Annotated in this window: 16 protein-coding genes; 10 read left to right on the top strand and 6 right to left on the bottom strand. The window is 62.9% G+C overall.

Annotation, left to right across the window (positions count from 1 at the left end; translation table 11 throughout):
• Nucleotides 1-90: 90 nt before the first annotated feature.
• Genes KIT08_07790 through KIT08_07760 form a run of 7 tightly spaced genes read left to right on the top strand, consistent with a single transcriptional unit; the run spans nt 91 to nt 8,377 of the window.
• On the top strand, nt 91-1,614 hold the full coding sequence (locus KIT08_07790; GenBank protein UYN88991.1) for a YifB family Mg chelatase-like AAA ATPase: 1,524 nt from the start codon (nt 91-93) through the stop codon (nt 1,612-1,614).
• 34 nt (nt 1,615-1,648) lie between these two features.
• Nucleotides 1,649-2,029, top strand: a complete 381-nt coding sequence (locus KIT08_07785; protein UYN88990.1) for a RidA family protein — start codon at nt 1,649-1,651, stop codon at nt 2,027-2,029.
• 13 nt (nt 2,030-2,042) lie between these two features.
• Complete coding sequence (locus KIT08_07780; GenBank protein UYN88989.1) at nt 2,043-3,074, top strand: glycosyltransferase family 2 protein; 1,032 nt, start codon at nt 2,043-2,045, stop codon at nt 3,072-3,074.
• Nucleotides 3,055-4,485, top strand: coding sequence for a sugar transferase (locus KIT08_07775; GenBank protein UYN88988.1), 1,431 nt, complete (start codon nt 3,055-3,057; stop codon nt 4,483-4,485). Before KIT08_07780 ends, KIT08_07775 begins: the two co-directional genes overlap by 20 nt.
• Before the next feature lies 1 nt (nt 4,486).
• Complete coding sequence (locus KIT08_07770) at nt 4,487-5,395, top strand: NAD-dependent epimerase/dehydratase family protein (GenBank protein ID UYN88987.1); 909 nt, start codon at nt 4,487-4,489, stop codon at nt 5,393-5,395.
• Nucleotides 5,392-7,275: a polysaccharide biosynthesis protein gene (locus tag KIT08_07765; protein UYN88986.1), complete on the top strand. Its 1,884-nt coding sequence runs from the start codon at nt 5,392-5,394 to the stop codon at nt 7,273-7,275. Before KIT08_07770 ends, KIT08_07765 begins: the two co-directional genes overlap by 4 nt.
• Before the next feature lies 1 nt (nt 7,276).
• The gene (locus tag KIT08_07760; GenBank protein ID UYN88985.1) at nt 7,277-8,377 is read left to right on the top strand and encodes a peptidoglycan bridge formation glycyltransferase FemA/FemB family protein; all 1,101 of its coding nucleotides are present in this window, start codon (nt 7,277-7,279) and stop codon (nt 8,375-8,377) included.
• 414 nt (nt 8,378-8,791) lie between these two features.
• On the opposite strand, the gene KIT08_07755 is transcribed toward KIT08_07760, so the two are convergent.
• Both KIT08_07755 and KIT08_07750 read right to left on the bottom strand, forming a co-directional pair.
• Nucleotides 8,792-9,436, bottom strand: a complete 645-nt coding sequence (locus tag KIT08_07755) for a uracil-DNA glycosylase family protein (GenBank protein ID UYN88984.1) — start codon at nt 9,434-9,436, stop codon at nt 8,792-8,794.
• Entirely contained in the window at nt 9,433-10,296 is an 864-nt protein-coding gene (locus KIT08_07750; protein UYN88983.1) for a TIM barrel protein, read from the bottom strand. Before KIT08_07750 ends, KIT08_07755 begins: the two co-directional genes overlap by 4 nt.
• A gap of 78 nt (nt 10,297-10,374) precedes the next feature.
• Here KIT08_07750 and KIT08_07745 point away from each other — a divergent pair, with 78 nt between their 5' ends.
• The 3 genes from KIT08_07745 to KIT08_07735 all read left to right on the top strand — a co-directional run bounded on the left by KIT08_07745 (nt 10,375) and on the right by KIT08_07735 (nt 13,485).
• Nucleotides 10,375-10,956: an HDIG domain-containing protein gene (locus tag KIT08_07745; GenBank protein UYN88982.1), complete on the top strand. Its 582-nt coding sequence runs from the start codon at nt 10,375-10,377 to the stop codon at nt 10,954-10,956.
• Nucleotides 10,957-11,203: 247 nt separating this feature from the next.
• Complete coding sequence (locus KIT08_07740) at nt 11,204-12,301, top strand: nuclear transport factor 2 family protein (GenBank protein ID UYN88981.1); 1,098 nt, start codon at nt 11,204-11,206, stop codon at nt 12,299-12,301.
• A 41-nt stretch (nt 12,302-12,342) separates the two neighbouring features.
• Nucleotides 12,343-13,485, top strand: a complete 1,143-nt coding sequence (locus tag KIT08_07735) for a polysaccharide deacetylase family protein (protein ID UYN88980.1) — start codon at nt 12,343-12,345, stop codon at nt 13,483-13,485.
• 185 nt (nt 13,486-13,670) lie between these two features.
• Here KIT08_07735 and rpoC read toward each other — a convergent pair whose 3' ends face one another.
• From rpoC to KIT08_07715, 4 genes are all read right to left on the bottom strand, one after another.
• Entirely contained in the window at nt 13,671-18,005 is a 4,335-nt protein-coding gene (rpoC, locus tag KIT08_07730) for a DNA-directed RNA polymerase subunit beta' (GenBank protein UYN88979.1), read from the bottom strand.
• Nucleotides 18,006-18,278: 273 nt separating this feature from the next.
• Nucleotides 18,279-21,518: a HAMP domain-containing protein gene (locus KIT08_07725; protein UYN88978.1), complete on the bottom strand. Its 3,240-nt coding sequence runs from the start codon at nt 21,516-21,518 to the stop codon at nt 18,279-18,281.
• Nucleotides 21,515-22,219, bottom strand: coding sequence for a (d)CMP kinase (cmk, locus tag KIT08_07720; GenBank protein ID UYN88977.1), 705 nt, complete (start codon nt 22,217-22,219; stop codon nt 21,515-21,517). The genes KIT08_07725 and cmk overlap by 4 nt, the downstream gene beginning before the upstream one ends.
• Nucleotides 22,220-23,884 (bottom strand): hypothetical protein, encoded by a 1,665-nt coding sequence (locus KIT08_07715; protein UYN88976.1) that lies wholly within the window; start codon nt 23,882-23,884, stop codon nt 22,220-22,222. It abuts the gene before it with no gap.
• Between the last annotated feature and the right edge of the window lie 44 nt (nt 23,885-23,928).

Genomic DNA, 23,928 nt, shown 5'->3' with positions numbered 1-23,928 from the left:
ACGGATGCCAAATAGATGACGGATTTATCAGATGTTCATCAACAGTCAATTATCTGTGTTCCTCTGTGGACTAATAGTACACTTGCGCCCATGCTAGCCAGGGTCTACTCCTGCGCTGTGGTGGGTTTGGACGGCGTAGTAGTGGAAGTAGAGGTGGATACACATCCTGGGCTCCCCAAAGTGGTCGTGGTGGGCTTGCCTGACGCGGCTGTGCAGGAAAGCCGCGAGCGCGTCGCCTCTGCCATCAAGAATTCCGGCTTCGAGTTCCCTCGCAAACACATCACCGTCAACCTGGCGCCAGCCAGTGTGCGCAAGGCCGGGCCGGTCTACGACCTGCCCATCGCGCTCGGCATCCTGGCCGCCAGTGGCCAGATCCCGGCTGCCAGGCTGGAAGGCTCGCTGACCCTGGGCGAGCTCTCGCTGGATGGGGCCGTGCGCCATGTGCGCGGCGTGCTGCCCATGGCCGCTCTGGCGCGCCAGCAGGGCATCCGCACCCTGTACGTGCCAGCCGTGGATGCAGCTGAGGCTGCCCTGGTACCCGATGTCGACATCTATCCCATCCGTTCGCTGCGCGATCTGGCCGACCACATCACCAACCAGCACAACCTTGCCCCGTTCCAGCGCACGGCTCCCGTGGATGAGCTAGCCGCCCCGGCTTCATACACCGACCTGCGCGAGGTCAAGGGCCAGGAGCAAGTCAAGCGCGCCCTCGAGGTGGCCGCTGCCGGCGGCCACAATATTTTGATGACTGGGGCGCCTGGCGCAGGCAAGACGCTAATGGCGCGGGCCTTGCCAGGCATCCTGCCCGAACTTAGTGTAGACGAGGCGCTGGACGTCACTCGCATCTATTCAGTCTCAGACAAGCTGAGTGAAAGCCATCCGCTGATCCGCACGCGCCCCTTCCGCGCCCCGCACCACACCATCTCGCACGCTGGCCTGGTGGGCGGCGGCACCTGGCCGCAGCCCGGCGAGATCTCGCTGGCGCACCGCGGCGTGTTGTTCCTCGATGAGTTGGTCGAGTTTGCGCCGCGGGTGCTGGAAGTGCTGCGCCAGCCCATCGAAGACAAAGTGGTCACCATCAGCCGCGCTCAGGGCGCCCTCACCTTCCCGGCCAACTTTCAATTGATCGGCGCCATGAACCCATGCCCCTGTGGCTACTACGGCGATCCATTGCGCGCCTGTACTTGCTCACCCGGCACGGTTACGCGCTATCAAAAGCGGCTTTCCGGCCCGCTGCTGGACCGCATTGACATCCATGTGGAAGTGCCGCGCGTAGACTACGAAAAATTGAGTGACGACCGCCTGGGCGAACCCTCCGCCGCGGTACGCGCCCGCGTGCAAGCCGCCCGCGAGCTGCAGCGCCAGCGTTTCGCTGGCCTGCCGGTTCACAGCAACGCCGATATGGGCGTGGCCGAGGTGCGCCGCTTCTGCGAGCTAGACGCTGAGGGCCGTGCGCTGATAAAAGCGGCCATGGCGCAGATGCAACTCACCGCCCGCGCCTATCACCGCGTGCTCAAGCTGGCCCGCACCATCGCTGACTTGGCTCGCGTGCAAAACGTAGCACCTCAGCACTTGGCTGAGGCGCTACAGTACCGGGCGCGGCTCACGGCTTAGGTAAAATCAAGGTACTTCAACTACGCGAGGTGCCATGTCCAAGCAAACTGTCTTTGCCCCCAAAGGAATCAAGCCCATGGGCCCTTACACGCCCGCCATCCGCATGGGAGATCTGCTCTTCATCTCCGGCCAGGTGGGCATTGACCCTGAGACCGGCCAGTTCGTTGAAGGCGGCGTGGCCGAGCAGGCCAGGCAAGTGCTCGAGAACCTGAAGGGCCTGGTGGAAACTGGCGGCAGCTCGATGGACAAGGTGCTCAAGACCACCATGTTCCTCACCAACATGGCTGATTTCGCCAAGGTCAACGAGGTCTACGCCCAATACTTCGCCAGCGAGCCGCCAGCCCGCTCCACCATCCAGGTGGTCGCCTTGCCGGGCGGCGCTCTGGTTGAGATCGAGGCGATCGCCAGCATCTAGCGCGGCTTCTTGCATGCCCCCCAGCGTCAGCATCATCGTGCCGTGTTTCAATGAGCAGGCCACCATCGGCGGCCTGCTTGAAGCCATCCTGGCACAGACCTATCCCGTAGAAAGAATGGAAGTGATTATCGCCGATGGCCTCTCCACCGATACCACGCGTGAGCGCATCGCCGCCTTCAGCCAGCAGCACCCAGAGCTGGCCGTCCGCGTGATTGACAACCCGGCCCGCAGCATCCCCAGGGGGCTCAACCTGGCCATCGCCGCCGCCCAGGGCAGCACCCTGCTGCGCCTGGATGCCCACTCCAGCCCGCACTCTGAATACGTAGCCCGCAGCCTGCAAGCGCTCGACGAGGACAAGGGCTGGAATGTGGGTGGAGTATGGGAAATACGCCCCGGCCAGGACACCTGGTTGGCACGCGCCATCGCTGCCGCCGCCGCCCACCCCTTCGGCGTGGGCGACGCCCGCTACCGCTACACCACCCAGGCCGGCGCGGTGGATACGGTGCCGTTTGGCGCCTTCCGCCGCAACCTCATCGAGCGCATCGGCGCCTTTGACGAGACCCTGCAAACCAACGAAGACTACGAATTCAACGCCCGTATCCGCCTGACAGGTGGCACGGTTTGGCTCGACCCGGCCATCCGCTCAGCCTACTATGCTCGCCCTACCCTGGGTGCATTAGCGCGCCAGTACTGGCGCTATGGCTACTGGAAATGGCGCATGCTGCGCCGCTACCCAGACACGCTGCGCCCCCGCCAGGCGATTCCACCCCTGTTTGTGCTGGCCCTGCTCGGCCTGAGCGGCCTGAGCCTGCTGTGGGCGCCGGCGACGTGGCCGCTGGGGGCCGTGGTGGTATCATACACACTGCTCTTGCTAGCGGCTGCTGTGCAAAAGGCAATTCAACTACAGCAGCCTTCTCTGCTTCTGGGAATGCCCTTAGCCATGATGATCATGCACCTCAGCTGGGGTGGCGCCTTCCTGTGGAGCCTGATCAGTTCGCTCACCAGCACACCTGGCGCACACGCAAATGGCACAAATCCGGTCTAAAGACACCACCCCTAGCATCCGCTTAGGTCTTAGTGAACGCCGTGTATTGCTGGCAGGTGGCGACCTTTTTATGGCCGCCATTGCGCTGGCCGTGGCGCTCTATTTCTGGCTGCTGGGGGTAGGCAACCTGGATGCGCTGGAAGTCATCGAATTCCTCCAAGAGCGCCCGCCCGACTGGTTCTACTTTCTGCCCATCATCTGGGTCATCCTGCTGTTTGAGACCTACGACCCGCATCGCGCCTCCAGTTGGCAGCAGACCCGCAACAGCCTGCTGGTGGCCGCTGCCTTGGGCATGGGCGTTTATGTGATCTATTACTTCGCAGCCGACCCGGGTACGCTGCCCCGCCGCAGCATCGCCGCTTTTGCAGTCACAGCCTTGTTGCTGACCACCTTCTGGCGTCTGCTGTACATCCGCATTTTCACTTCACCCCAGTTCGCCCGCCGCGCCATTATGCTGGGCGCGGGCAACGCCGGCCAGGCCCTGCTCCGCGTCATCGCTGGCATGCCGGCTCCGTATCACATCGTCGCCCTGCTGGATGACGATGCAGAAAAGAAGGGCCGCCAGATCGAGGGCCACGAAGTGCGCGGTGGCAGCGAATTGCTGCCCGAGCTTATTCAAGAACACAATGTGAGCGACATCCTGGTGGCCATCTCCGGCCAAATGCGCGAGACCACCTTCCACGCCCTGCTGGTGGCGCAGGAAAAAGGCGCCGAGATCGTGCGCATGCCCACCGCCTATGAGGAATTGCTGGGCCGGGTAGCCATAAACTATCTGGAGGCGGACTGGCTGGTGCGCTCCTTTGTAGACAGCACCCGCGTCAACCGCTTTTATCAACTGGGCAAGCGCTTGTTTGATATTGTTGGCGGGCTGACAGGCGTTGCCATCCTGCTGGTGCTCACCCCGATCGTTTCCATCCTCACCTTGATCGATACGGGCTGGCCTATCATCTTTTCGCAGACCCGCGCCGGCAAGGGCGGCAAGCCGTATCGCATCATCAAGTTCCGCACCATGCGCAAGGATGCCGAGAAGGATGGCAACCCGCAACTGGCGCAGGAGGATGACGAGCGCACCACCCGCCTGGGCAGGATCCTGCGCAAGACCCGTATCGATGAGTGGCCGCAATTCATCAACGTGCTGCGCGGCGATATGAGCCTGGTTGGCCCGCGCCCTGAGCGGCCCGAGCTGATGGAGCACTTTGAGCGCCGCATCCCCTTTTACCGCGCCCGCCTGCTGGAGCGCCCCGGCATCACCGGCTGGGCCCAGGTTAACTATGGCTACGCCGCCAGCATTGAGGAAATGAGCATCAAGCTGGAGTACGACCTGTACTACATCAAACACCGTGGCCCTATCCTCGACCTCGTGATCATTTTGCGCACCCTGGCCACTGTGTTTGGCTTCCGGGGGCGCTAGCGTGGCCTCCGTTCTGGTCACTGGCGGCGCCGGTTTCATCGGTTCGCACCTGGTTGCCGCCCTGCAGCAGCGCGGCGACAAGGTGCGCGTGCTGGATAATTTCTCCAGCAGCTCGCGCAGCCACCTGCCCGCTGGCGTAGAAGTTATCGAAGGCGATGTACAAGACCCGGCCGCGGTAGAAAAGGCTGTGGCTGGCGTCGAGACCATCTTTCACCAGGCTGCCTTCATCTCCGTGCCTGAGTCCATCGAGAACCCGGCTGCGTGCTGGGCCAGCAATGTAGACGGCACGCTCACGCTGCTGGCAGCCGCCCAGCGGGCGGGTTGCCGCGGTGTGGTGCTGGCCTCCAGCGCCGCCGTGTACGGCGACAGCCAGGATCTACCCCTGGCCGAGCACGCGCCGGCCAAGTGTCTCTCCCCCTACGCCGCATCCAAATACTTCAACGAGACACTGGCCCAGCTCTATACCCTGACCTACGGCTTGCCCGTTACCGCGCTGCGCTATTTCAACGTCTACGGCCCCAGCCAATCGCCCAATTCGGCTTATGCGGCGGCCATCCCCAAGTTCATCGCCGCGCTGGCCGCCGGGCAGGCGCCCACCGTATTCGGCGATGGCAACCAAGGGCGCGACTTTGTGTTCGTGGGCGATGTGGTGCACGCCAACCTACTGGCCGCCGAGGCCAACACCGGCGGCGTGTTTAACATCTGCACTGGGCAGGAGACCACCCTGCTTGACCTGTTGGCCGCGCTGTATCCGCTGTTTCCTGATGCGCCGCAGGCTGTGCACGCCGCCCCGCGCCTGGGCGATGTACCCCGCTCGCTGGGCGACCCGCACGCTGCGCAGGCCGCCCTCGGCTTCCGCGCCGAGACCAGCCTGGCGGATGGGTTGCGCCAGATTGTGGAGGCGCAGTGAGAGCCTGGGTGCGCACCAACCGCCTGCTCTTCGCAGACATGGTGCTGGCCGCCGCCAGCGTGTTGGGCGCCTTCATTCTGCGCCTCACGCCCGAACAACTCATTCTGGACTATTTGCCCACCTTCTTCTGGATGCTGGTGGTGGTATTGCTCGTCAAACCCATCGTCTACAAGCGCAGTGGCTTGTACGAGCGGGTGTGGGCCTATGCCTCCATCGCCGAAATGAAACTGATCGTGCGGGCCGTCACCATCGCCTCGCTGATCGTCACGCCCATCATCTTCGTACTGGATTGGCTGGGCGCCTTCGCCAACTTCGCCCGCTCGCTGGTGGCGATCGATTGGCTGCTCTCGCTGGCCGTGGTGGGCGGCTTGCGCTTCGGCCTGCGCCTGCTGGCTGAGAACCGCAAGGTCATCGAGCAGGCCAGCGGCGTCAAGCTGCGCCGGGCGCTCATTCTGGGCGCAGGCGACGCCGGCGCCCTGGTGGCGCGCGAGCTGCAGAAGAACCAGCAGCTCGGCCTCAACCCGCTGGCCTTTCTGGATGACGACCCGGAGAAGCAAGGCCAACGTCTGCACGGCATCCCCGTGGTTGGCACGTTGAAGGATCTGGCCGTCCAGGCGGCCGCCCTGCGTGCCGAAGAAGTCATCATGGCGATCCCCAGCGCGCCGGGCACTGTATTGCGCCAGGCCGCCGAGCTCAGCCGCCAAGCTGGCCTGCCCTACCGCACCATGCCGGGCCTGTACGAGCTTATTGGCGGCCGCGTCAGCGTGAGCCGCCTGCGCGAAGTAGACATTACCGACCTGCTGCGTCGCCAGCCGGCCCAGATCGACCGCAGCCGCGTGGGCGACAGCCTGCGCGGCAAACGCATCCTCATCACCGGCGCGGGCGGCTCGATCGCCAGCGAGCTGGGTCGTCAGATCGCCCGCTGGGAACCCAAGATGGTGGTGCTGCTTGGCCATGGCGAGAACAGCATCTTTGAGATCCTGCTCGAGCTGCACAACGAATACCCGCAGCTGGAGATCGTGCCGGTGATCGCCGATGTACGTGATGCCGGGCGCATTCAGGCCGCGCTGGAAAAATACAAGCCAGACATCGTCTTCCACGCCGCGGCCCATAAGCATGTGCCGCTCATGGAAGCCAATGTAGCCGAAGCCGTAGCCAACAACGTGCAGGGCACGCTCAACGTGGTGCAAGCCGCCGGCGAAGCCGGGGTGCAGCGCCTGGTAATGATCTCCACCGATAAGGCCGTGCGCCCCAGCAGCGTGATGGGCGCCACCAAGCGCATCGCCGAATGGGCCGTGCTGGATGCGGCCCGCCGCTTTGGCCGCAATTACTCCGTGGTTCGCTTCGGCAACGTGCTAGGCAGCCGGGGCAGCGTAGTGCCGCTGTTCAAGCATCAGATCGCCCAGGGTGGCCCGCTCACCATCACCCATCCCGAAGTTGAGCGCTATTTCATGACCATCCCGGAGGCCGTGCACCTGGTGCTGCAGGCCGCCGCCTTTGAAAGCCAGGGCGAGCTGTACATGCTGGACATGGGCCAGCCCGTGCGCATCGTGGACCTGGCCGAAGACCTGATCCGCCTTTCCGGCTTGACGCCGGGCGAGGACATCCAGATCGAGTTCAGCGGCCTGCGCCCGGGCGAGAAGCTCAGCGAGCAGTTGTGGGAAGCTGGCGCGGAGTATTCGCCCACCAATCATCCAGACATCCGCCGCGTGCAGGAGCCACAGGCGCCTGGCAGCCAGCAGCTGGAAGCCGCGTTGCGCCAGTTGATCGTGCTGGCTGAAGCCAATGACGGGTCTGGTATCCTCAAGCTGCTGGGCGAACTGCTGCCCGGCTCCGAAGTCGGCCAGGCGCCGCCGCCCGACTTCACTGCATTGCCCTGACATGGACACTCACGCCTGGAACGCCTTCATCAGCCAATTGCCGCGCCCTCACCTGCTGCAGACCGGCCAGTGGGCACGCGCCAAGGAACCCTTTGGTTGGACGGCGCACTACAAGACCTGGGAGCAGGACGGTAAGCTAGTAGCTGCCGCCCAGATCCTGCAACGCAGCGTGCGCCTGCCGCTGCTGGGCAAAGAGGTGTGCATGCTGTATGTGCCCAAGGGGCCGCTGCTGGCCGACTGGAACGATGCGGCCCTGCGCACCCGGGTGCTGGCCGACTTGCGCGAGATTGCGCAGGAGCTTGGCGCGTTCTTCATCAAGATCGACCCTGACCTGGCGTACGGCTACGGCCTGCCAGGCGCCGAGGACGAGCGCACAGTGCCGGCCGCGGCCGATTTTGTGGCCGAGCTGAAAGCGGCAGGCTGGCGCTACTCCAATGAGCAGGTGCAGATGCACAACACCATGCTCATCGACGTCGACAAGAGCGATGAGGAGCTTCTGGCGGCCATGAAGCAGAAGGGCCGCTACAACTTGCGCCTCTCGCAGAAAAAGGGCGTCACGGTGCGCCGCGGCACGCCCGCCGATTTCCCCACCTTCTACAAGATGTACGCCGAGACCTCGGTGCGGGATGGTTTTATCATCCGCAATGAGCAGTATTACCGGGCCGTATGGGACGAGTTCTACGAGGCGGGGCTCCTGGTGCCGCTGCTGGCGGAAGTGGAGGGCGAAGTGGTGGCCGGGCTGATGCTGTTCATCTATGGCGAGCAGTCCTGGTACATCTACGGCATGTCGCGTGCCCTGCACCGCGAAACGATGCCGAATTATTTGCTGCAGTGGGAAGCAATCCGTGCCAGCCGCGAGGCGGGCTGCAAGGTGTACGACCTGTGGGGTGCGCCGGACGAGTTCACTGAGGACGACCCGATGTGGGGTGTGTATCGCTTCAAGCTTAGCTTGGGGGCGTATGAGGCCCGCCACATCGGCGCCTGGGACCTGCCGGTGCAGCCTGCGGTGTATGGCTTGTATACGCAGGTGCTGCCGCGGCTGATCGCGGCGATGCGCTGGCGCGGCCGCCGCCAGACACGGCAGCAAGTGCTGGCTGAGTAGACACAGGCTTGTCTTGCAGCGGGCTTGATATAAGTTAAAACTTTCCCCCGTAGAACTTGACAAGATTAATACTTTCCCCCGTAAAGTTTACACTTTTAACTTTCCGACGAATTGGTTAAAACTTTTGCAGACTGGTGCGACGCTGGCATGGCTGGAATTGCGCAGGGTCTGGGAAAAGTTTTACTAATCATCATGGGCGTGCGGGGTTCAGTTAATAGTTCAAGTTCCTTGACAGCAAGCCATCGTGGAAGAGGGAAGCAACGAGCGACAAATTCAATGGTCGGATGAGCCATGGCTGTGGATATACCATGCTCGAGGCTGATGAACGGGAATTGCTGCAGGATGTCAAGGTAGTGACATCGAGGCTTCAATTTCAGTAAGCTTTATTTGAACCAGCTGAGTGATTGCCCTTCGCTACGCTCGGGCGACACCTTTTTGCTTGGCTGGAAACAAACGCCCGTACTGCGCGGTGATAAGGGCGATGGCCTGCTGAATGCGGACGCGGTTGGCGGCGATCTGGTGCCAGCGGCTGGCGCCCGAAGGGTGCGGCAGGGGTACGTACCAAACGCCATCGCGCTGCATTTCAGTGCCGATCACTTCCTCCAGCACAATGCCGCGGCCGTAAAAGGTCTCGATGGCCATTTTGCCAATGGGGATGATGAGCTTGGGCCGCACCAGCGCCAGTTCCTGATCCAGGAATGGGCGGCACAGCTGCTGCTCGCGGGGCGAGGGTGCCCGGTCACCGCCGCCAGTCTTGTTCTTGCCCGGGAAACATTTGGTGACCGAGGTCATGTACTGCGTGCGGCGAAACCAATCTTCGTCTATACCCGCTTCACCCAGCCATTGGAATAAACGCTTGCCGCTGCCGGCATTGAAGGGGCGCCTGGCGACCACTTCGGTGACGCCGGGCGCCTGACCCACGGTCATCATGCGCGCCTTCACGCTGCCACGCGTCACCGCCGGCGGCTCAATGTAATAGCCTGCCGCCAGGCATTGGCGGCAGGCACGCATGGCCAGCTGGAGTTGGTCAAAGCGCGCCTGGCGCTCGGCTAGTTTCAAGCGGGCTGCCCGTGGATCACTTCGCCGCCCAGTCGTTCCCAGGTCTGCTGATACAGTTTGGCGTCTTCTTCAAGAATGGGGCTTTCGCTCAGGATACGCCCGCCACAATCCATATCTTTGAGGGCGCGGAACAATTCTTCAAGATTGAAATCAGATTCGGCGATGGTGAGGTGGTTCTTTTCGCCCGCCGGCGTGTAAGCAATGCCGGAGAGATGGCAGCTCATGTTCTTCAGCGCGTCTGTGCTCAGCGCGTCGCGGTATTTGCCCAGCACCACCATCCACTCGTCGTAACTGTTCATGCTGCCGTCGCCGGCACGCGCATGCAGGTGGGCAAAATCAACGCAGGGCACCACGCCGGGAATTTCGCGGGCCATCTCCAGGTTTTCCTCCAGCGTGCCCAGCTGGTTAGATTTGCCCATCGTCTCGGGGCGCAGGGTGACCGGGTTCCTGTTGCGGCGCAGCTCGGCCACACAATCCTGCAGGCGGGCCTTGGCCAGCTTCATGGCCTCCTCAGGCGGCTTACCGCTGTAGCTGCCGGGATGAAAGATGATCTCGGTGGCGCCGGCCAGGTTGCCGTAGTGGGCGGCATCCATCAGACGGCGGCGCGCATTGGGCCATTCTTCAAAGTTGGCGTTGAGGTTGATATAGTACGGCGCATGCACGCTGAGCAGCACATCCGATTCCTTAGCCTGCTGGCGGATGGCGGCACAGGTTTCCTCGCTGACGCGCACGGACTGCACCCAACCTAACTCGAGCGCCCCAAAGCCCAGGGCGCGGATGTGCTGGACGGCGCCCACGCTGCCGCCGGGTTTCTTGGGCGCCGAGATCGGCGCGCCTACGGTTCCAAATCGAAAAGCCATGCAGGAATTGTAATAGAATGAATCCAGCTTGGAGTCACGCCTGAATCAGGCGTAGAATGCCCCACGAGGATTAGACCAATGACCACACGAGACGAAGCCCTTGCCATCGTGCGCGAGCATGTGAAGAACGAAGGGCTGGTGCGCCATATGCTGAGCGTGGAAACCGCAATGCGCCACTACGCCAAGATCTATGGGGAGGATGCAGAGCCATGGGGCCTGGCTGGCCTGCTGCACGACTTTGACTGGGAGATCCACCCCAGCCTGGAGGCGCATCCCCAAGATGGCGCACCTATTTTGAGGGAGCGCGGCGTGCCGGAGGAGATCGTGCAGGCGGTGTTGAGCCACGCCAACCACAGCGGCGTGCCGCGCACCACACAGATGCAAAAGGCGCTGTATGCCTGCGACGAGCTGGCCGGCCTGATCACCGCCGTGGCGCTGGTGCGGCCCTCGCGCTCGATCCTGGATGTGAGCGTTAAATCGATCAAGAACAAATGGAAAGACCGCGCGTTTGCCGCGGGCGCCAACCGCGAGGAGATGGAGGACGGCGCTGGTGAGCTGGGCCTGGATCTGTGGGAGCATGCGGGCAACGTGCTGGCGGCCATGCAGGCCAATGCCGCCGAGCTGGGCCTGGTGGGCAACCCCGAGGGTGGCGCCAGCTAGCCTCTCCTGTCCAAGCCCTTGATTTCTATGCCGAAAAGCCTGCATCAGCAGGCTTTTTGGTATTTTATGCCCGTGCATCAGCGGCCCAGCTGGCACACAACTTGCAAACCTAAGGGGGAGATGATGCGGCAATGCGCACACCATTTGGATTCATTCAATCTGCATACAGGCAAGCGCCAGCAGGCCAGCGCGGCGCGCCTGCAGGCAGATTGTTGCAAGCTGACACAAGCCACATCGAGGTGATCAAATGAGCATTCTTAGCGGAAAAGGTATGTACCTGTGGATCATCAGCCGGGTGGAAGGGGGTGACCCCAACCGCATCGCCGAGCTGGCCCACCAAGCGGGGATGACCCATGTGTTGATCAAGGTGGCTGACCGCAACTACAAGTACAACGTAGACAGCAACGGATTTGACCATGTGCCCGGCGTGGTTTCGGCGCTGCGGGCGCGGGGTATCCAGCCCTGGGGCTGGCAATATATTTACGGCACCAACCCGGCGGCCGAGGCTGCCATGGCGATCCAGCGCGTCAAGCAGTTCAGCCTGGATGGTTTTGTGGTGAATGCTGAGAAGGAATTCAAGGTGAAGGGCATGGATGTGCCCGCCCGGCAATACATGCAGGCGCTGCGGGCCGGCCTGCCGGGCACGCCGATCGGATTCAGCAGTTATCGCTACCCTACCCTGCACCGCCCGCTGCCGTTCGAGGTCTTCCTGCAATACAGCGACATCAACATGCCCCAGGTGTATTGGGTGCAGTCATCCAACCCGGCCCAACAATTGCTGCGTTCGGTGCGCGAGCATCAGGCGCTCAGCGTCTGGCGGCCGATCCTGCCCACGGGCGCCGCTTACCCCGATGGCAACTGGAACCCGACGCCCGGCCAGATCACCGAGTTCATGCAGGCCTGCAAAGACAACAACATTCCTGGCGCCAACTTCTGGGAGTGGTATTACGCCCGCCGCATCAGCGGTCTTTGGGACGCGGTGAGCAAGTTCCCGTGGGCGGTCAAGCCCGCGCCGGAGCCGGACATCAGCATCCGCTTTCTGGATGCGCTCAACTCACGCGACCCGGTGAAAGTGGCCGCGCTATATGGCAACGCGGGCGTGCATGTCACTGCCCAGCGCACTGTGCAGGGGAGCGAAGGCATCCTGCGCTGGTACAACTCGCTGTTACGCGACACGCTACCGGGCGCGCGCTTCGAGATCACCGGCTCGACCAGTAACAAGAACCTGCGCATCCTGACTTGGACGGCCACCTCGGACAAAGGCCGCGTGCTGGACGGCAAAGATTCGCTTGCTGTGCAACATAACAAGATCGCCTATCACCACACGTACTTCACGGTGAAGTAACAAGCAGTTCACTGCTCCTGTGCTGACTGTACAATGTGTTGGTGTTAAGTCCCCGAAATCTGGTTACGTTGTTGCTCGCATGCCTGTTGGCCGCCTGCAGCCTACCCACCGCGGCGCCAATTGCAGAACCCAGCACCACGCCAAGCCCGTTCCCGCCTTCGGTGGCAACGCATACGCCCAGCGCCAGCCCCTTTCCGCAGCACACCAGCACACCCGCCATCACGCCCACTCCGGCGCCCGAGCCTGCCAGCTTCACCAGCAGTCTTTTGCGCGCCTGGGTACAGCCGGCCAGCTACATAGCCGACCAGTGCGAGTACCTGGCCAAGCGCTGGGACCCGGCGGGCAGCCCGCCTGGCACTGTTGTGGCGCCGATCATGTATCACAGCATTCTGCGCGGCAACGCGGTACCTAGCCTCTCGCAAGATATCAACGAGGTGACCTTTTATCGCATCGTCGAAGTGGCCCGCAAGCTGGGCTACGAAACCATCACCAGCCAGCAGCTGGTGGACTTTTTGCACAACAACACCGCCATCCCGCCGCGCAGCATGCTGCTGATCCTGGACGACCGCCGCGCCGGCACAGCCCAGGAGTACTTCCTGCCGCTGTATGAAGAGTACGGCTGGGGCACGACGCTGGGCTGGATCATTGGCGACACGGACCAGCGCACGGGCGAGAATAGCAGCGAGAGCCTGTGGGATTGGATCGAGCGTTTGAACGAGACTGGCGCCTTCGATGTACAGTCGCACGGGCTGAACCATATCCCTATCGTGGGCGGTGAGAGCGCAGACTTTTTGCGCAGTGAGCTGGGCGACAACCGGCCGATCCTGGAGCAGCACTTCGGCCAATGGCCCATCGCCCATATCTGGACCGGCGGCAACTTCAGTGCGGCCGGTGTGGCCATGCTGGATGAGCTGGGGTATGAGATCGGCTTTACGGTGTACTCACGCGGGCCGATCGCGTTCAATTGGATCCCGCAAGGCGAGGAGGAGCGTGCCATCGCCAACCCGCTGCTGCTGCTGCCACGCTTCTGGGACTCGGCCGCCGAGCTGAACCTGCGCCAGGCGGCCGAGATCGGCGATGCGGCCGAGCAGTTCGCGCGGGCAAACTACGCGGCGGAAGCCGCGTGGTTTGCGCAGAACTGCGGCGGCGAGCTGCCGCCGCTGGACGCGGTGTTTGAGGAGTAGGCATACTGGGTGTTGCATGCTGAGCCAAGTGAAGCAGATAACTCAAGCTCAATATAGAAGACATGGCTGCAAGGATCCTTCGCTAGACTTGCCTCAGCGTCCGGTGTAGCTGTCCTCACCCGTTCAGGATGACACATCGCATAAAAAAACCGCCCGCACAATGTGCGGGCGGTTTTTAGTTTCGCTTATTCTTCGCTGACCGGAGGCAGCGGGTCGGCGGGCGGTTCAGGCAGCGGGCCGATGCCATCGCCGAGGCCGAAGCCATCGCTCATTGGCATCTCACCCAGCGGAGCGCCTAAGGGCGCCAGCTCTTCGCGGCGCGGCTCGGGCTGCGGCAGCAGGTGGGCATTGGCCTCGTGGCCGGTGCCCGCCGGGATCAGCTTGCCGAGGATGACGTTCTCCTTCAAGCCCGTCAGCGGGTCTTCCTGGCCGCCGATGGCTGCGCCGGCCAGCACCTTGATGGTGTGCTGGAAGGAGGCCGCCGACAGGAACGAGTCGGTGCTGAGCGATGCCTTGGTGATACCCAGCAGCACATCCACAAACTTGCCGGGCTCATTGCTCTCAGCCAGCAGGGCTTCGTTCTTCTTGCGCAAGTCCAGACGGTTGACGTAGTCACCCGGCAGCAAGCCGGTGTCGCCTGGGCGGGTCACCTGCACCTTGGACATCATCTTGCGGATGATGACCTCAAAGTGCTTATCGTGAATGTTCTGACCCTGTGAGCGATACACCTGCTGCACTTCGGTGAGGAGATACATGTAGCAGGCTTCACGGCCCTGAATGCGCAGGATGGAGTGCGGGTTCAGCGAACCCTCAGTGAGGGCCTGGCCTGCCTCCACCTTGGCGCCGTTCTGGATCAGCATGCGTGTGGTGTTGGGTACCTCGTACTCCACGGAGTCTTTCAACTCATAGGAGACGAAGACTTTGCGGTCCTCCACGCGCACTTTGCCGGCGTTCTCGGCTTTCAGTTCCTCTTCCTTCAACGAGGCGAGGACATGCCCGGCTTCCACCTTGTCGCCATCTTCGACGGCGATGCGGTAGCCCTTGGGCAGGTCGTACTCATCGTGCACCATGGCAGAGTGCAGAATGCGGATGACACGCAGGTCACTGAAGCGCTCGGACTGGGCCACTTCCACCGTGCCACCCAGCTCGGCTACAACCGCTTCACCCTTGGGCTGGCGGCGGGCTTCGAAGAGCTCTTCCACACGGGGGAGACCGGTGGTGATGTCGGATTCGGCGGCCACACCACCGGTGTGGAAGGTGCGCAGCGTCAGCTGCGTCCCCGGCTCACCGATGGACTGGGCGGCCACGATGCCAACAGCAGCGCCAGTAGCAACGGTGCGGCCGCGGCCCATATCCATGCCGTAGCATTTGATGCAGATACCCATTTCAGCTTCACACGTGAGCGGAGAGAAGACAAACACGTCTTGCACACCCGCAGCCACAACGTTGCGCACCTGCTCATGGTCCAGCAGGCCGCCCTTCTCCACCAGCACTTCGCCAGTGTTCGGGTCAACAACATTATGGGCTACGTTGCGGCCAAAAATACGGTTGCCCAGCGACTGGTCAGCTACATCGTCAGCCGAGCGCATCCAGATGCCTTCGTCGGTGCCACAGTCCTCAATGGTAGTGATGACGTCCTGGGCCACGTCCACCAGGCGGCGGGTCAGGTAACCCGCATCCGCAGTGCGCAGGGCGGTATCGGCCAGACCCTTACGGGAGCCGTGGGTGGAGATGAAGTATTCCAGCGTGGTGAGGCCTTCGCGGAAGTTGGAGCGGATGGGCAGCGGGATGATGCGCCCGGAGGGGTCAGCCATCATGCCGCGCATACCGGCCAGCTGCGAGATGGAGCTGAAGCCACCCTTGGTGGCTCCGGAGTTGGCCATGGTGGCCAGGTTGCCCTTCTCGTCCATGCTCTTGCGCACGGCAGCCGCCACCGTGTTGGTGGTCTCCTGCCAGATCTCGATGACGCGCTCGTTCTGTTCCTGCTCGGTCAGCAGGCCACGGCGGAAGTCTTCCTCTACGGCCTGTTCTTTCTCCATGGCGGCAGCCACAATGCCTTCTTTTTCATCCGGAATGGTGATATCCGAAATGGCGATGGTGGTGCCGGAGCGGGTGGCGTACTTGAAGCCAATGTCTTTGACGCGGTCAGCCACATCAGTGGTGCGCTTCTCGTCGCCGGTCACTTCCAGCAGCTCGGCCAGCAGGTCCTTGATGGTGCCCTTGTCAATCACATCATTGACAAAACGGATCTCGGGCTCGAGTTCCAGGTTGAGCAGCACGCGACCCACGGTGGTGTCCATGAAGCGCGTTTCGGCTTGCGCCATACGGTTGCCCTGCTGGTCGTACCAGGTTTCGGCACGCAGGCGGATGGGAGAGTGCACTTCCAGCTGGCCCAACTGGTAGACCATCACCACTTCGTCCATGTCGCCGAAGACTCGTGGCTGCTGCTTACCCTTGAGGGGTACAGGCGGCATGGTGAGGTAGTACACACCCAGCACCATATCCTTGGACGGGCCAATGATCGGCTCCCCGTCGGCGGGCTTGAGCAAGTTCTTCGTGGAAAGCATCAGTTCGCGGGCTTCCCATACCGCTTTCTGCGAAAGCGGCACGTGCACGGCCATCTGGTCACCGTCAAAGTCTGCGTTGAAGGCGGTAGTCACCAGCGGGTGCAATTGGATAGCGCTGCCCTCGATGAGGATAGGCTCAAAGGCCTGGATACCCAGGCGATGCAGGGTCGGGGCGCGGTTGAGGAGCACCGGACGCTCCTTGATGACCTCTTCCAGCACCTCGTAAACCTCGGGGCGGTTGCGGTCAATGATGCGCTTGGCGCCCTTCACATTGGCGGCGTAGTTGTCACGCACCAGATGGGAAATAACGAAGGGTTTGTACAGCTCCAGGGCCATGCTCTTGGGCAAGCCGCACTGGTACAGCTTAAGCTGCGGGCCGACCACGATCACGGAGCGGCCGGAGTAGTCCACACGCTTGCCCAGAAGGTTGCGGCGGAAGCGGCCCTTCTTGCCCTTGAGCAGATCGCTCAGGGATTTCAGTTCGCGGCGGCCACGGCGCGAGAGGGCCTTGCCGCGCTGCGAGTTATCGATCAGCGAGTCCACCGCTTCCTGCAACATGCGCTTTTCATTGCGCACAATCACATCCGGAGCGCCCAGTTCGAGCAGGCGCTTGAGGCGGTTGTTGCGGTTGATCACACGGCGGTACAGGTCATTCAGGTCTGAGGTGGCGAAGCGGCCGCCATCCAGCTGCACCATGGGGCGCAGGTCAGGCGGGATCACCGGCAGAACCGTCAGGATCATCCACTCGGGGCGGTTGTGCGAGCGCCGGAAGGCCTCGACGACGCGCAGGCGGTTGGTGGCCTTGCGGCGGCGCTGCTTGCTGCGCGAGGTGCGCAGTTCTTTCCAGAGTTCTTCGCTCAAACGGTCCAGGTCGAGACGCTCGAGGATGTCATAGAAGGCTTCGGCGCCCATATCGGCGCGGAACACCTGGCCGTAGCGGGCGCGCAGCTCGCGGTAGCGATTCTCGCCCATGAAGGTCATAGGGCGCAGGTCTTCAAGCTCTTCGCGGGTGCGCACCTGGTCTTCGTGCTCGTTGCTGGAAACTTTTTCATCCAGCGAGTCACGCAGGTTGCTCATGGTCAGCTCGGATTCAGCCTTGAGGCTGGCCTTCTCCACTGCGATGCGCTCAAGCTCGGCGTGCTTCTTCTCGCCGATCTTCTTTTCATTGTCTTCCAGGAACTCTTTGACAACTTCCTGGACGCGGGCGATGTGCTTGTTCTCCACCACTTCGCCGGCCTTGACCAGGTTGCCCTTGACCGCGCTGAAGGTGATGGCGGCCTTGGCAGCCGAGCCCATCTGCTCCTGCAGTTTGGTCTCTACGCGCTGGCCTTCTTTGATGACCGGGTCAATCTTGGCGGCCAGTTCTTCGTCGTAGCGGGTTTCAATTTCCTTGGTGCGCTGTTCCAGCTTGCCGAGCTTGTCATCACGCTGCTGCTTGGCTTCAGCGATCTGGGCGTTGATCTGGGCGGCGTGCTCTTTTTCAGCGGAGCTGATCTCTTCGTCCAGACGAGCCAGGGCCTTCTGGCGGGCATCCTCATCCACATAGGTCACCACGTACTGCGCAAAATACAGCACGCGGTCGAGGTTGCGGCGCGAAATATCAAGCAGCAGGCCCAGGTAGGAGGGCACGCGGCGGGTGTACCAGACATGGGCGACCGGTGCGGCCAGCGAGATGTGCCCCATTCGCTCACGGCGCACGGAGGAACGCGTGACCTCTACGCCACACTTGTCACAAATAATGCCTTTGTAGCGAATGTTCTTGTACTTGCCGCAGTAGCACTGCCAGTCACGCGTGGGGCCAAAGATGGCTTCGTCAAAAAGGCCATCCTTCTCCGGGCGCAAGCGGCGATAGTTAATTGTTTCGGGCTTAAGCACTTCACCGTAAGACCAGCTTCGAATGGTCTCTGGTGAGGCCAAGCTAATGCGCAATGCACGCAAACCCTTTGTTTCCATATGTGCGGCCTCCAATGGTTCAGATACAGCGAAAAGCGAAGCACCACTCAGCCTGACGTCCTACGTTCCCCCAAAGCTCGGACCTTTGATCCAGTCAGGCCGCGCAGCGTGCGCTCTGCAGTTTCTTGTTATCGAACAATTGTGCTATTTTTGAGACAAACCAAAGCAAGCGCTCAGAGGCATTTCCTCAAGCGCTTGCTTGCTCTCAGCACTATTCGATTTGTGTTCGTGAAGGATTATACCAACCAAAAACAGAGAGTCAAGCTAATCACACTAGGATTCGCTGAGAGGCAACTGGCAATAGAAACTGCTGCCAACCCCCAGATCACTCTCGGCCCACACTTTGCCTTTGTGACGCTGGATGATGGAGCGCACGATGTGCAGGCCGGTGGTGGCCGCCTGCCCCTCGCGGCGCTCAAAAATGCGCGGCAAGTCCACCGGGGCAATGCCGGCCCCGCTGTCCTTGACCCGCAGCACCACTGCGCCATCGGCATAGCTAGCGCCCACCCGCACTGACCGCCCGCGCGGGCTGAAGCGAATGGCATTGTCCAGCAGGTAAAACACGGCGCGTTGCAGCAGCGTGCGGTCGGCGCGCAGCAGGCGCTCGGCGCCCTCGGCTGGCTGCAAAACCAGCTCGATCTGCTTCTGGCGCGCCTGGGGCGCGGCCTCGGCCAGCGCGGCCTGCAGCACCTCGCTCAGCGCCAGGTTCTCCGGGCGCAGGCCTTCGGCCTCCTGCATGCGGTCAGCCGCCAGCAGGCTGGCCGAGAGGCGGGCAATCTGCTCAATGCTGGCGTCGATCTTTTGCACATAGCCCTTCTGCTGGTCGTTCAGCGGGCCGAGCACGCTCAGCATGGAAAGATAGCCGCTGACCATTTTGAGCGGGTCTTGCAGATCATGCCCTACTGTGCTCAGTGCTTCCAAGCGAGCGGACTCGAGTTTTTTAGATTGGGTCACATCCTGCAGGGTGCATACAAAGCCCAACAACTCTGGCCCGGCCCACAGCGGGTTGAGCGTGGCTTCGTAGGCGGCCTTATCGATCAACACTTCTGTGCTGTGCGGCCTGGGGCCAGCGGCGCGCAGCAAGGCCAGGAGGGATCGCTCAGTGATCACCTGCTCTACCGGCAGGCCCAGCGCATGATCAGGCCGCAGGCGCAAGATGCGCGCCGCGGCCGGGTTGGCGAATACTACATTCTGCCCAGCATCCAGCATCAGCATGGGCTGCGGGTCGGCCTGCAGCACCGCCTCAAGGCGTTGCTGGCCGAGGCGGGCCTGCAAATATTGGCGCGCATTCGTCGCGGCGGTGGATGCCTGGGCAGCCAGCGTTTCCAAATAGTGCACCGCACCGCTGCCGGGCTCAAAGCGCTGCGGCTGATCGTACGCCAGCCACAAAGCGCCCAACTGTTTCCTGCCATCCTTCAACGCAAAGGCAGCCACCGAGCCGGGATACGGCGTACCTTTGTCAACTTTCAAACGGGCGCGGGCCGGGTTGGCAAGCAGCACCTGCTCCTGCCCCTGGGTCAGGGCGAGCATTTGCGCATCCAGGGCCTCGTAGCGCTCATAGCCTTCGCCTTTGCCAAAGCTCAAACCGCTGCCGCCATTATCGCCCAGGAAGACCAGCCGCGCCAGCGAGGCCCCGCTGGCCAGCGCCGCCTCGAGCAGGGGCTCGATGTGGCTACGCACTTCCAGGCTGGAGGACAAGCCATGGCTCAGCGCCAGCAGGCGCTGGGTCACCTCCGTGCGCGCCAGTACCGCCCGGCGCATGACCTCGAACGCGGAGCCAAGGCGGCCGACTTCGTCTGTGCCAGTCACGGAAAGCGGGGCGCGCAGATCCCCTGAGGCGATGCGCTGCGTTTCAGCCGCCAATGTATGCAATGAAGCGCTGACGCTTTGCAGGCTCCTGCGCAGCAAGATGTAGGCGACCAGCGCCAACAACAGCAGCACACTCAGAATAGGCAGCGCCACGCTAAGCGCCAATTGCTGTGAAAGGCTTGCGGGCCAGCGCGCCACCACGGCCCAGTTGCTGCCAGACACAGGCTGGTACTGCACCAGCAGCCGCGTGCCGTCGGCGGCCGCGTCTTCGTATGACAATGCCCCTGGGCCAGTCTGGCCGCTATACGGCTGCAGCACGGCAGCCGCAAACGGCGCCACGGCAATCTGACCCCGTGCGTCCACCAACAGCGCCTGGGCGCCGAGCGTATTAATGCTCTGCAGGCTCTGCACCACCGGGCGGGCAAAGGGATTGACCTGCCAGGCCGTGCGCCCGACGAGCACATTGCGCACCTGGCCATTGCTGTTGCGCACCGCCGCCACGAACACCAACTGGGCTGAGGTCTGGTCTGCGCCCGCCGCGGGTGGTGCGCTGAGAATTTGCAGCGAGACGCCCTGGATCGCCAGGGCGACTGCGTTCAGCTCGGCCTGGCTGGGTTGCAAGCGGGCGTACTCGGCGGCCGGGATGCCTGCCACCGAATTGCCGCCAGTGTCCAGCAGGCTTAGTTGTTCAAAATAGGGCGCGCCATTTAATTGCGCCTGCAGCAAGCCCGCGGCTTGCTGTGGCCCGGCATCCGCCAGGCGCGTATCAGACGCCAGTTGCAATATCAGGTTCTGACCGGTCTCGAGCACAAAAGGCACCGAGTCGGCCGCGATCTGCACATTGTTAGCGATGCGGTCAGCGAAGAGCTGCTGCGCCCCGCGCCCCACTGTCCACCAAGTGAGGGCGCCCATAACCACAAAGGCCAGCGCGGCCAGCGGCGCCAGCGCAAACAGGAAGCGCGCCTCGAGGCTGCGTTCGCTCGGCGCAGGCTGGGAGGGCTCACTGGTGCGCTCCAACTGCGGACGACGGGCCAGCGCGACCTGCAGCACCAGCGCGCCGATCAGCAGCGGCGCGGCGGCTGCCAAGGCCGCGCCGGGCATACGCGAGAGGGCAAAGTCGAAGCTCACCAGCCAACTGGGCGAGACCCAGAACAAGGCTGAGCCTATAAAAAGAATGGGATACAGCAATGAGAGGGCGGCTGCGGCCACCAATGGCTGACGCAGCCAGGCAAACAGGGCGGTACCGTAGCGTTGGCTGCGCAGGTAAGCGAAGGCAGCTGCCAGCAACCCAAACTCCAGCGGGGTGAAGGGGCTGCGCGTATCCCAGGCGGCCAGCAGCAGGCCGCCGAAGGCGGCCAGCGCAGTGGCCGCCGGCGCGCCGTACCAGACCAGCGCCAGCATCCAGGGGATCGCCAGCAGCGGGGCGATGAGGGCGCCGATGGCCGGCACGCCCAGCGAGGGTATGGGCAGCGCGCCATCGGCCGGCATGCGTAAGGTGAACAGCAAAATCGAGAGAGGAACGGCCAGCACCAAAGCCAGCAAACGCAGCTGCTGCTTGCGCGTCCACAGTACGCCGCGACCGCCCAGGCGCAAGGCCAGCGCAACGCTGGCGCCAAGCAGGATCAGCCAGGCCAGCCAGCCCAGCAGGTCTGTGGGCGCAAGAATGCTAAGAAAAGGAAACGACTGCAGAAAAGTGTAGGTCACGTCCCAGTTGCCAGCTGCGCCTGGCGCTCACGCACAAGCTCGAGCACCTTGTCCAACACCTGCTCGGCCTGCATACCGTCAGACACCAGGGTGATGGCGTCGGCCGCGGCGACCAGGGGTGCGATCTCACGGCTGGTGTCGTAGGCATCGCGCTGCTTGAGAGACTCTAGCACTTCGGCATAGCTCGTGCTGTCGCCGCGCGCCTGCAATTCTTCAAAACGACGCTGGGCACGCTCCTCTTGCGAGGCGGTGAGGAAGATCTTGGGATCGGCCTCGGGCAGCACCACGGTGCCAATATCGCGCCCGGCCATCACCACCCCACCGCGTAGCCCAATGCGGCGCTGCTGTTCGGTGAGGGCGGTGCGCACTCCGGGATACGCTGAAACCTGGGATACGTGCGCTTCCACATCCGGCGTGCGCAGATCCCAGGTGCAGTCCACTTCGTCCAACAATACATCGTACAGGCGGCCATCGGTTACGCTGGCGGGCCGCAAGTCAATATGCACTTCACGCGCCAGTGCTTCCACAGCGGCCTGGTCATCCATGCTCACCTTGCGCTGCAGCGCCGCCAGGGTAACGGCGCGGTACATGGCCCCGGTATCGAAATACAAATACTCCAGCGCATCCGCCAGGCTCTTGGCCAGCGTGGATTTGCCGGAGGCTACCGGGCCGTCGATCGCAATGGTGAGTTGTTTGGACATTTAGCGTGAGTCTCCACTGGAATTGGTTGCCAGGTCCTGTGGAAACAGGTCGCTGGCCGCCCATAGAATGATGTGCTCGTGTGTTTGAGGGGCAATGCGGTACAGCAGCCAACTGACCGGGCTGGCCGGGGCATGCTGCCAGCCCGGCGTGCTGCCCAACAGGAAGCTCTGGCCGCGGTAGGCGCTGGCCTCGGCTGGCTCGGCATCGTTGGCGCGTGTAATGATCAGCGGTGCGCTGCCAGCCGCCGACGCGGCGGGCAACTCTCGCACCAGCCAGGCCAGTGCAGCACTATCTACGCGCAGGTCCACGCTCAGCGTGCCGGGCTGGCCGCTGGCGTAGTTTGAAAGATCGGTCAGGCTATCTTGCAGCAAGTCAAACTGGCCGGCGGCGGGGCCTGGCGCCCATAGGTCGGCGCCGCGGGCCGCGGCCGGATTGGCGAAGCGGGTGGCGCCCGCCAGGGCGAACAAGGCGAAGAACAAACCCAGCGCCCACACCAGGCCATGGATAGCGGCCTGGGCTGACCAGCCGAGGCCGATCAGCAGGCTGGCCACCACGCCCAGCGCCACCACCCCTGCAGCTACATACATATAGGAGCGGGCCAACTCCGGGATGGCTTCATTGCTGGGAATACGCACCAGCGACAATATCAAAAAGCACAGCAAGACCGAGAGCAACACCGCTTGGCCCCAGGCCGCGGTCTGCTCCTCCTGCGGAACGAAAAGATAGCGCGCAATCGCCTGCGCCGCCAGCGCCCACAAGGGCACCAGCACCCACAACAGGTCGGCGACTTGGCGGCCCGGATAAACCAGCGCGATGGCGAGGGCCAGCGCCGCAAACAGGCTCAGCAGGCGGCCAACTGCGTCTTTGTCACGCCAGGCCAACGCCGTGCCCCAGAGGCCGAAGATGAGCGCGGGCAGGCCATAACCAACAAGTGCGAACAGCAGCTTGAGCGCACTGACGCCTGAAGGCTGCACCCAACCTGAGAAGAAGGCCGCCAGCGGGGCAGCGATGCTGCCCAGCCCGGCCGGCACGCGCAAGAACAGCGTGCTGCCTAGAACTAGGACAGCTGCGGTGGCCAAAGCCGCCGGGCGCCATGTGTCAGCAGCCAGGCGCGCCGGGCTGGCAAAGAAGGCCCACACCAGCATCGCCGCAAAGATACCGATGTACACACTGGGCGCGCCGAGCAGCGCCAGCCCCGTCATTGCACCGGCGAGCACATGGCGCTTGGCGCGCCAGGCGGTCAGCGCCAGCGCAAATGCGCTCAGCGCCAGCATCTGCCCGCCGGCCAGGCGCGAGACCGCTACCAGCCCGGGGTCGAGCGCCAGACCCAGCGCCAACACCAACGCCGCCCGGCGGCCAAGTACCTCGCGCCAGAAATACGGCAGCACCACCAACGCCAGGCCGAACAAAGCCGGCCACAGGCGAGCGGCAAACTCGCTGCTGGGAATGACGGAGAAGACCAGGGTGGTGAGCAGAAGATAGGCCGGTTGCGCACCCAGCGCAGCCTGGCCGGTTTGCGCCAAGGTGTAGGCTGGCAGGGCGGCAGCCGCCTCGTGCTCGTTGAGCGGCAAGCCGCCCAGATTGTTGAAGCGCAATAGCGCCGCAACAAGGGCGATGGCAATATAGGCTGCTATTTCAATAGTGAATACTGAGTGGCGCGCCATAACCTATTCATTATAGTCGGCGCAATTCGTGCTGTTATGGTTGT

It is taken from the genome of Anaerolineales bacterium (assembly GCA_025808555.1).
Classification (GTDB): Bacteria; Chloroflexota; Anaerolineae; order Anaerolineales; family UBA11579; genus JAMCZK01.
The sequence above is the reverse complement of the archived record's forward strand: the minus strand, read 5'-3'. Positions and strand labels throughout refer to the sequence as shown.